The organism is Pseudoroseomonas ludipueritiae, from assembly GCF_014490445.1.
Lineage (GTDB): Bacteria > Pseudomonadota > Alphaproteobacteria > Acetobacterales > Acetobacteraceae > Pseudoroseomonas > Pseudoroseomonas ludipueritiae.
In genome coordinates this window covers 1-7829 of the sequence record NZ_JACTUZ010000185.1, presented here as the reverse complement: position 1 = coordinate 7829, position 7829 = coordinate 1, and the positions used below count along the sequence as shown (strand labels likewise).

Here is a 7829-nt window from a genome sequence, read left to right as displayed (position 1 = left end):
CCGGCGCCCGGGCTGCGCGCGCGGGCTTGGCGGCGGCGGGGGTGGTGCTGCGGGGCGCGGCGGCCAGGGCTCAGGCCTCCCGGCCCAGCATCACCATCAGCTCGCGCCATTCGCGCTTGGAAAGGCCGCTGCCGGCCTGGTCCACCGCCTCGCCCGCCAGCATGCGGCGGGTGATGTCCAGCATCTGGGCCGAAAGCGTCACGGCGCCCAGGCGGTAGTCGCGGAAGGCTTCCGCCACCGCCGGCACCCAGGCTTCCAGCACCTGCAGCATCGCCTCGGCATAGACGCGGATCTCGTACTGGGCATGCGCGTCGGCGCGCAGGCGCAGGAAGTTCATCAGGTTGTGGAGGTCGGTCTTCCAGTACCACTGAGTATAGGTATTCAGCGTCAGGTTCATCCGCGCCAGCTCACGGGCCAGCCCCTGGCGGGACGGGTCGAGGGCAGCGCCGGATTCATCCTCGTTCAGCATCTCGATGTAATGGTCGTAGGCGGTGGTGGCGTCCTGGCGCAGCAGGTCCATGACCCGCGCGGCATCCTCCCCGCCCAGCACCTCGCCCCGCCCCTGGCGGTTGGAGGAAGACTGCGCCGCGAGCTGGTCCGGTGCCGGGATGTAGAATTCCCGGTCCATCACCGAATAACGGGCCGAATACTCGTTCACATTGGCCATGCGGTGGCGAATCCACTGCCGCGCCACGAAGATGGGCAGCTTCACGTGGAACTTGATCTCGCACATCTCGAAGGGCGTGGAGTGCCAGTGCCGCATCAGGTAGCGGATCAGGCCACGATCCTCGCTCACCGCCTTGGTGCCGCGGCCATAGGAGACGCGCGCCGCCTGCACCACGGCCGAGTCGTCGCCCATGTAGTCGATGACACGAATGAAACCGTGGTCCAGCAGCGGGATCGGCTCGAAGAGCATGGCTTCGAGGGCGGGCACGGTGGGGCGGCGGGTTTCCGCGCGGGCGGCTTTCGCCTCCGCCAGTTCCTGCTGCTGTGCGTCCGTCAGTGCCATGCTCGCCCCCGCTCTAATCGGCGGTGGGATTACCCTTTGGGGCGCATCGGCACTAGCGCAAAAGCCGCAGATCCGGACTGAGCCGGGGCCATTTGACCAGCCCCGGCTTGTCCTGGCTATGGAATGAGCCGGTCGGCACGAAGCTGGCTGAACAGCTCGAAAAAGGCATCATCCGTCGGCTGGTAGGCGGTGAAGCCGAGGCGGCGGCTCTTGCTCATGTCGGTCACCACCTCGATCGGGCGGCCAAGATCCGCGTCAGTGTGCCAGGGCGAGGCCAGGCGCCCGAGATCGGGTTCCGCCAGTCCTTCCCGCTCGGCGATGCCGCGCCACAGCGGGGCATCGCCGGCCATCTGCTCTTCCAGGGGCCGCAGCGTGCCGTCGAAGGGCGCGGGCTCGATGCCGAACCAGTTGGCGATCCGGCCCCACATCCAGCTCCAGCGGAACACATCGCCATTGACGATGTTGAAGGCCTCGTTGCGCGCCGCCTCCGTTGTGGCGGCCCAGAGCAGGTGTTGCGCCAGGATTCGCGCGTCCGTCATGTCCGTCAGCCCGTTCCATTGCGCGGCCGACCCGGGGAAGCGGAAGGGCCGGCCGGTTTCCCGGCACAGGGTGGCATAGACAGCCAAGGTGGTGCCCATGTTCATGGCATTGCCCACGGCCTTGCCGATCACGGTATGCGGGCGGTGGACGCTCCAGGAGAAGCCGTCGCGTGCCGCGGCGGCGAAGACCTCGTCCTCCTGCGCATAATAGAAATTCTCCACATCCAGCCGCCCCTGTTCCTCGCGGAAGGGCGTCTGGGGCAGCGTGCCCTTGCCGTAGGCCTCGAAGGGGCCGAGGTAGTGCTTGAGGCCCGTCACCAGGGCTACATGCCGGGTGCTGCCGCCCGGGCGCAGCGCGTCCAGCAGGTTGCGCACCATGGCGGCATTGACGCGGATATTCTCCGCCTCGGTCTTCTGCCGCAGCCAGGTGGTGATGAACACGGCCTCCGGCCGCAGATCGGCCAGCGCCGCCGCCGTGGCCGCCGCGTTCTGCAGGTCAGCGGCCACGGGGCGCACTCCGGCTTGTTCAACAGGACGGCGGGCAAGGCCATGTACCGTCCACCCCTGCGCCTTGAGCAGTGACGCCGTCGCGCTGCCAACAATCCCGCTCGCGCCCACCACCAATGCTGTTCCGGCCATAGGATGCTCCATCGCTTTCAAGGCGCCTGAGCTAGTCAGCGCCGCATCCCGGTTCTAGACGGCACCAATCGGGGACATAGGCACCAGGAGGTAACCACCATGCGGCCAGGCAGCGACGAGGAAGAAGGGCGGGAAGACTGCGCGCCGCGCCGCGTGCTGGAGCTCTTCTCAACAAAATGGACCAGCATGATCCTGCATACCCTGCACGCCCGCCATGGCGGCATGGCGCGGACAGGCGTGTTGCAGCGCAGCCTGCCCGGCATTTCCAAGAAGATGCTGACCCAGACGCTGCGCGAGATGGAGGGCAGCGGGCTGGTCACGCGCCATGTGCAGGGCACCATTCCCCCCGCCGTGGAATACCGGCTGACGCCGCTGGGCGCCCGCTTCATTGAGCCGGTGGAGCTGCTCTATGCCTGGGGGCGTGACAATGCGGATGCATTGGACCAGCTCGGCAGCCGGCCGACCTCGCGGCGCTGAGGCCGTCTTGCCCCTGTGCCGGGCTGGTGTTTGCATGGCTGCCGCCACCGACGCAGGAATCCAGCAGACATGTCCGGCTCCCCCGTTTCCGCCATCGACCAGATCCGCCGCTACCAGGATGAGCTGACCGCCATTCGCCACGACTTCCACATCCACCCCGAGCTGGGGATGGAGGAGCACCGCACCGCCGGCATCGTGGCCGAGAAGCTGGAATCCTGGGGCATCGAGGTGCATCGCGGCATCGGCAAGACGGGCGTGGTGGGCGTGCTGCGCGCCGGCAAGGGCAACCGCGCCGTGGGGCTGCGGGCGGACATGGATGCCCTGCCGATGACAGAAAAGACCGGCCTGCCCTATGCCAGCCAGACCCCAGGCAAGATGCATGCCTGCGGCCATGACGGCCACACCACCATGCTGCTCGGCGCCGCCAAGTACCTGGCGGAGACGAAGAATTTCGACGGCACCGTGCATTTCATCTTCCAGCCCGGCGAGGAAGGCTGCGGCGGGGCGCTCGCCATGCTGGAGGACGGGCTCTTCGAGCGCTTTCCCTGTGACGCCATCTTCGGCATGCACAACCGCCCCAATATGCCGGTGGGCGAATACGGCATCCGCCCCGGCGCCACCGCCGCGGGCGGCGCCTTCTTCGACATCACCATCCAGGGCAAGGGCGCCCATGGCGCGCGGCCGGAAGTCAGCGTGGACCCGGTGATCGCCGCCTGCCAGATCGCCACCGCCATCCAGACGGTCGTGGCCCGCAATGTCTCGCCCTTCGAGCCGGCGGTGATCTCCATCACCAAGATCCAGGGCGGCGATGCCTATAACGTCATCCCCGATACCGCCACGCTCTCCGGCACCGCCCGCTTCTTCTCGCGCGAGGTGGCGCAGCAGATCGAGGACGGCATGCGGCGCGTGGCCGAGGGCGTGGCGGCGGGCCTCGGCGCCAGCGCCGAGCTGGATTTCCGCCTGATCTTCGCCCCCACCATCAACGACCCGGAGCTGACCACCGCCTTCGCCGATGCCGCCGCCGGGCTGGTGGGCGAGGAGAAGGTGGCCCGCAACAAGGAGCCTGGCATGGGCTCCGAGGACTTCTCCTTCATGATGGAGAAGGTGCCGGGCGCCTATATCCATGTCGGCAACGGCCCGGGCGCCACGCCGCATAACCCCGCCTATAACTTCAACGACGAGACGACGCCCTATGGCGCCGCGCTCTATGCCCGCATCGTGGAGACGCAGCTGCCCAAGGGCTGATGCGGCCCGGGCGGCAGGCCAGAGCATAACCAAGGGAATTTGAGCGCCGGCCCCTCGATTTCGGGCCGGCGCTGCCCTATATTGGCTTTGCTCACCTTCGGGTGGCTATGGCGATAAACGGTATTTGGAATAAGCATTGCGGACCCGGGGGCAGTGCCCGGCGTCTCCACCAATTCAACCGCCAGGGATCGTATGGCGGCGGCATGGGGACGAAACAGCTTCGACGCGTGCGGTAAAGACTTACCTTTTGCCCGGCATTGTACCGCCGTTATCGGGCTAAATCACAAGTGCCAACGATAACAGCCGCGAGGCTGTGGCGCTCGCTGCCTAACAATAGGTAAGCGCGGTCCGGGGGGAACCGGGCAACAGAATCCCCCCACTTCGCTTTCAATACCGGTTTCGTACCGCCCCCTCTTTTCGCGGTGCCACGCGGTCACTACTCTGGCCATGCTCCGGGGTTTTACATGATGACTGATGATACGAAGCCGGTTGAAAGCCTTCTGCCTTACGACCGCTGGACTGAGGATGCGATGCGCGAGGTCGCGCTGCGCGCGCTGGACCATGTCGGCACGCATGGCCTGCCCGGCGACCACCATTTCTACCTGACCTTCCGCACCGACCACCCGGGCGTCCAGATCCCCGGGCACCTGAAGGCGCGTTATCCGGAAGAGATGACCATCGTCATCCAGCACCAGTTCTGGGACCTGAAGGTCGACCGGGCGGCGCAGACCGTCTCCATCGGCCTGTCCTTTGGCGGTGTGCCGGCCAAGCTGATTATTCCCATCAGCAGCATGACGGCCTTCTGGGACCCGCATGTGCGCGTCGGCCTGCGCTTCGGCCCGCCGGAGATGGCCGAGGATGTTCTGGATGTGCCTGACGCCATCCCCCTCTCCCCGGCCCAGGCCGAGGAAGGCGTGAAGGAAGCCGAGGCCGAGGCACCGGCCCAGGTCGTCAGCCTCGACGCTTTCCGCCGCCGCCCCGCGCGGGACTGACAGGAACAGGCGGGGCGGAGAGATCCTGCCCCCACCGCCCCGGCGGCCTGCCCGCGCGGCGAGAGGAACAGCACGCGCGCCCTTTCCCCGTTGGCTTGGGCCTGCCCCTGCGCTACCAGCACCCGCAAGCGACGCCGCACCCTGCCTTGACCACGCGGCGCCGGGACCCCTGCCGGAGTGCGCCCGATGACCCCTGCCGACAACTTCCCCGCTCCCGCGGAGGCGGCCGCGCCGCTGTCCGACACGCCGATCCAGGACACGGATGCCGGCACCCCGGTGTCCCAGCGCAGCAAGGGCTTCGCCTATTCCCCCATGCTGCCGCTGGGTGAGGACAAGACCGTCTGGCGCAAGCTGGAGATCGAGGGCGTGCGCACGGTCCAGGTCGAGGGCAAGACCGTCCTGAAGGTCTCCCCCAAGGCGCTGGAGGAACTGGCCTTCACCGCCTGCCGCGAGGTCTCCCACTACCTGCGCCCCGGCCACCTGCAGCAGCTCTCCAACATCCTGAAGGACCCGGAGGCGAGCGCCAACGACCGCTTCGTCGCGCTGGACCTGCTGAAGAACGCCTCCATCGCCGCCGGCGGCGTGCTGCCCATGTGCCAGGACACCGGCACCGCCATCGTCTTCGGCAAGAAGGGCCAGCGCGTCTGGGTCGAGGGCGACGAGGAGGAGGCGCTGAGCTACGGCGTCCACCGCACCTATACCGAGACCAACCTGCGCTATTCGCAGATGGCGCCGCTGACCACCTTCGACGAGGTGAACACCGGCAACAACCTGCCGGTGCAGTTCGACATCTATGCCTCCCCTGGCGACTATCATGCGGACGAGTTCCACATGATGTTCGTCCTCAAGGGCGGCGGCTCGGCCAACAAGACCTTCCTGTTCCAGCAGACCCGCGCGGTGCTGAACAAGCCGAAGCTGCTGGCTTTCCTGGAAGACAAGATCAAGTCGCTGGGCACCAGCGCCTGCCCGCCCTACCACCTCGCCATCGTCATCGGCGGCACCTCGGCCGAGACGACGCTGAAGACGGTGAAGCTGGCCTCCACCCGCTATCTGGACGAGCTGCCGACCCAGGGCAGCAAGGCCGGCCACGGCATCCGCGACCCGGAGCTGGAAGCCGAGATCCACAAGCTGACGCAGAACATCGGCATCGGCGCCCAGTTCGGCGGCAAGTATTTCTGCCACGACGTGCGCGTCATCCGCCTGCCGCGCCATGGCGCCTCCCTGCCCATCGGCATCGGCGTCTCCTGCTCGGCCGACCGGCAGGTGAAGGCCAAGATCACGCCCGAAGGCGTGTTCATCGAGGCGCTGGAGCACGACCCGGCCCGCTTCCTGCCCGAGACCACGGATGAGATCCTGGGCGGCGAGGTGGTCAAGATCGACCTGAACCAGCCGATGGATGCCATCCGCGCCACGCTGAGCCAGCACCCGGTCAAGACCCGCGTCTCCCTGACCGGCACCATCGTGGTGGCGCGCGACATCGCCCATGCCAAGCTGCAGGAGCGGCTGGACCGTGGCGAGGGCCTGCCGCAATACATCAAGGACCATCCGGTCTATTACGCGGGCCCAGCCAAGACGCCGGAAGGCATGCCCACCGGCTCCTTCGGCCCCACCACGGCCGGGCGCATGGACAGCTATGTGGAAGCCTTCCAGGCCGCCGGCGGCAGCCTCGTGATGCTGGCCAAGGGCAACCGCTCCAAGGCCGTGCGGAATGCCTGCAAGACCCATGGCGGCTTCTATCTCGGCTCCGTCGGCGGCCCCGCCGCCCGGCTGGCGCAGGACTGCATCAAGAAGGTCGAGGTGCTGGAATATCCGGAACTCGGCATGGAAGCCGTCTGGCGTATCGAGGTGGAGGACTTCCCCGCCTTCATCGTCGTGGACGACAAGGGCAACGACTTCTACGACGGGCTGGAATAAGGCCGCCATGGAACGCCGCCGCATCAGCTCGGGCAGCCGGTTCGAGGAAGAGATCGGCTATTCCCGGGCGGTGGTGGACGGGGATGACATCTTCGTCTCCGGCACGACCGGCTACGACTATGCCACCATGACCCTGGCCGAGGGCGTGGTGGCGCAATGCGAGCGCGTCTTCCTCAATATCGAGGCCGCGCTGCGCGAGGCTGGCGCGACGATGGATGACGTGGTGCGCGTCACCTACATCGTGCCGGACCGGGCGGAATGGCCGGCCTGCTGGCCCGTGACCCGCAAGTGGCTGGGCCGGGCCCGCCCGGCGGCCACGCTGCTGGTCGCGGGCCTGATGAACGAGGCCATGAAGATCGAGATCCAGGTCACCGCCCGGCGGCGCCGGCGGCAGGGAGATGCTGTCTGATGCGCTTTTCGGTGGACCGGCTGGACCATCTGGTCATCACTTGCCGGGACGTGGAGATCTCGGCCTCCTGGTACCAGCGGGTGCTGGGGATGGAGCGTGAGGCCTTTGGCGAGAAGCGGCGCACCGCGCTGCGCTTCGGCGGCCAGAAGATCAACCTGCGCCCCGCCACCGCCGACCAGGCGGAATGGTTCAGCAGCCACAATGCCCAGGTCGGCACCATGGACCTCTGCTTCGTGGTGGCCGTGGCGGGCGAGGATATCGCCAACCACCTGCGCGAATGCGGAGTAACCATCGAGGACGGGCCCGCCCCCAAGGTGGGCGCCCTTGGCCCCATCACCTCGGTCTATTGCCGCGACCCGGATGGTAACCTGATCGAGATCTCCACCTACAGCCGTTAGTTCTGGCGGCGCCTTGGCCACCGTCTTACCCTTCGCTTGCCATAATCCGGCACGAATCCCATCTATACTGGCGTTCGTAGAGCCCAGGAGGGTGACATGAAGTTCTTCAACGGCCTGCGTATCGCGGCCCTGGCCGGCCTGGCCGGCGCGGCGCTGCTGGCAGCCTCTCCCGCCGCCGAGGCGCATGGCTGGCACCGCCGCGGCCCG

At 67.4% G+C, this 7829-nt stretch carries 8 protein-coding genes and 1 other RNA gene; 7 read left to right on the top strand and 2 right to left on the bottom strand.

The genetic code is table 11. The features are described 5' to 3' along the window. Window positions 1-70 precede the first annotated feature (70 nt). Together thyX and IBL25_RS22995 are read right to left on the bottom strand one after the other, a co-directional pair. Window positions 71-1009, bottom strand: coding sequence for an FAD-dependent thymidylate synthase (thyX, locus tag IBL25_RS23000; protein ID WP_187780820.1), 939 nt, complete (start codon window positions 1007-1009; stop codon window positions 71-73). Window positions 1010-1125: 116 nt separating this feature from the next. Continuing rightward, the gene (locus IBL25_RS22995) at window positions 1126-2187 is read right to left on the bottom strand and encodes an SDR family oxidoreductase (RefSeq protein WP_187780819.1); all 1062 of its coding nucleotides are present in this window, start codon (window positions 2185-2187) and stop codon (window positions 1126-1128) included. 99 nt (window positions 2188-2286) lie between these two features. Between IBL25_RS22995 and IBL25_RS22990 the strand changes: the two genes are divergently transcribed. The 7 genes from IBL25_RS22990 to IBL25_RS22960 all read left to right on the top strand — a co-directional run bounded on the left by IBL25_RS22990 (window position 2287) and on the right by IBL25_RS22960 (window position 7622). Continuing rightward, window positions 2287-2664: a winged helix-turn-helix transcriptional regulator gene (locus IBL25_RS22990; protein ID WP_187780818.1), complete on the top strand. Its 378-nt coding sequence runs from the start codon at window positions 2287-2289 to the stop codon at window positions 2662-2664. Between the two features lie 69 nt (window positions 2665-2733). Next, window positions 2734-3909, top strand: coding sequence for a M20 aminoacylase family protein (locus IBL25_RS22985; protein ID WP_187780817.1), 1176 nt, complete (start codon window positions 2734-2736; stop codon window positions 3907-3909). Between the two features lie 50 nt (window positions 3910-3959). After that, window positions 3960-4290: a transfer-messenger RNA gene (ssrA, locus tag IBL25_RS22980) on the top strand. A gap of 86 nt (window positions 4291-4376) precedes the next feature. Then, window positions 4377-4901 carry an SspB family protein gene (locus tag IBL25_RS22975; protein ID WP_379656209.1) on the top strand — a complete coding sequence of 175 codons (525 nt, stop codon included), beginning with the start codon at window positions 4377-4379 and terminating at the stop codon, window positions 4899-4901. Between the two features lie 312 nt (window positions 4902-5213). Beyond that, the gene (locus IBL25_RS22970) at window positions 5214-6815 is read left to right on the top strand and encodes a fumarate hydratase (protein WP_187780821.1); all 1602 of its coding nucleotides are present in this window, start codon (window positions 5214-5216) and stop codon (window positions 6813-6815) included. Window positions 6816-6822: 7 nt separating this feature from the next. Next, on the top strand, window positions 6823-7224 hold the full coding sequence (locus tag IBL25_RS22965) for a RidA family protein (protein WP_187780815.1): 402 nt from the start codon (window positions 6823-6825) through the stop codon (window positions 7222-7224). Beyond that, window positions 7224-7622: a VOC family protein gene (locus tag IBL25_RS22960; protein ID WP_187780814.1), complete on the top strand. Its 399-nt coding sequence runs from the start codon at window positions 7224-7226 to the stop codon at window positions 7620-7622. Before IBL25_RS22965 ends, IBL25_RS22960 begins: the two co-directional genes overlap by 1 nt. Window positions 7623-7829 lie beyond the last annotated feature (207 nt).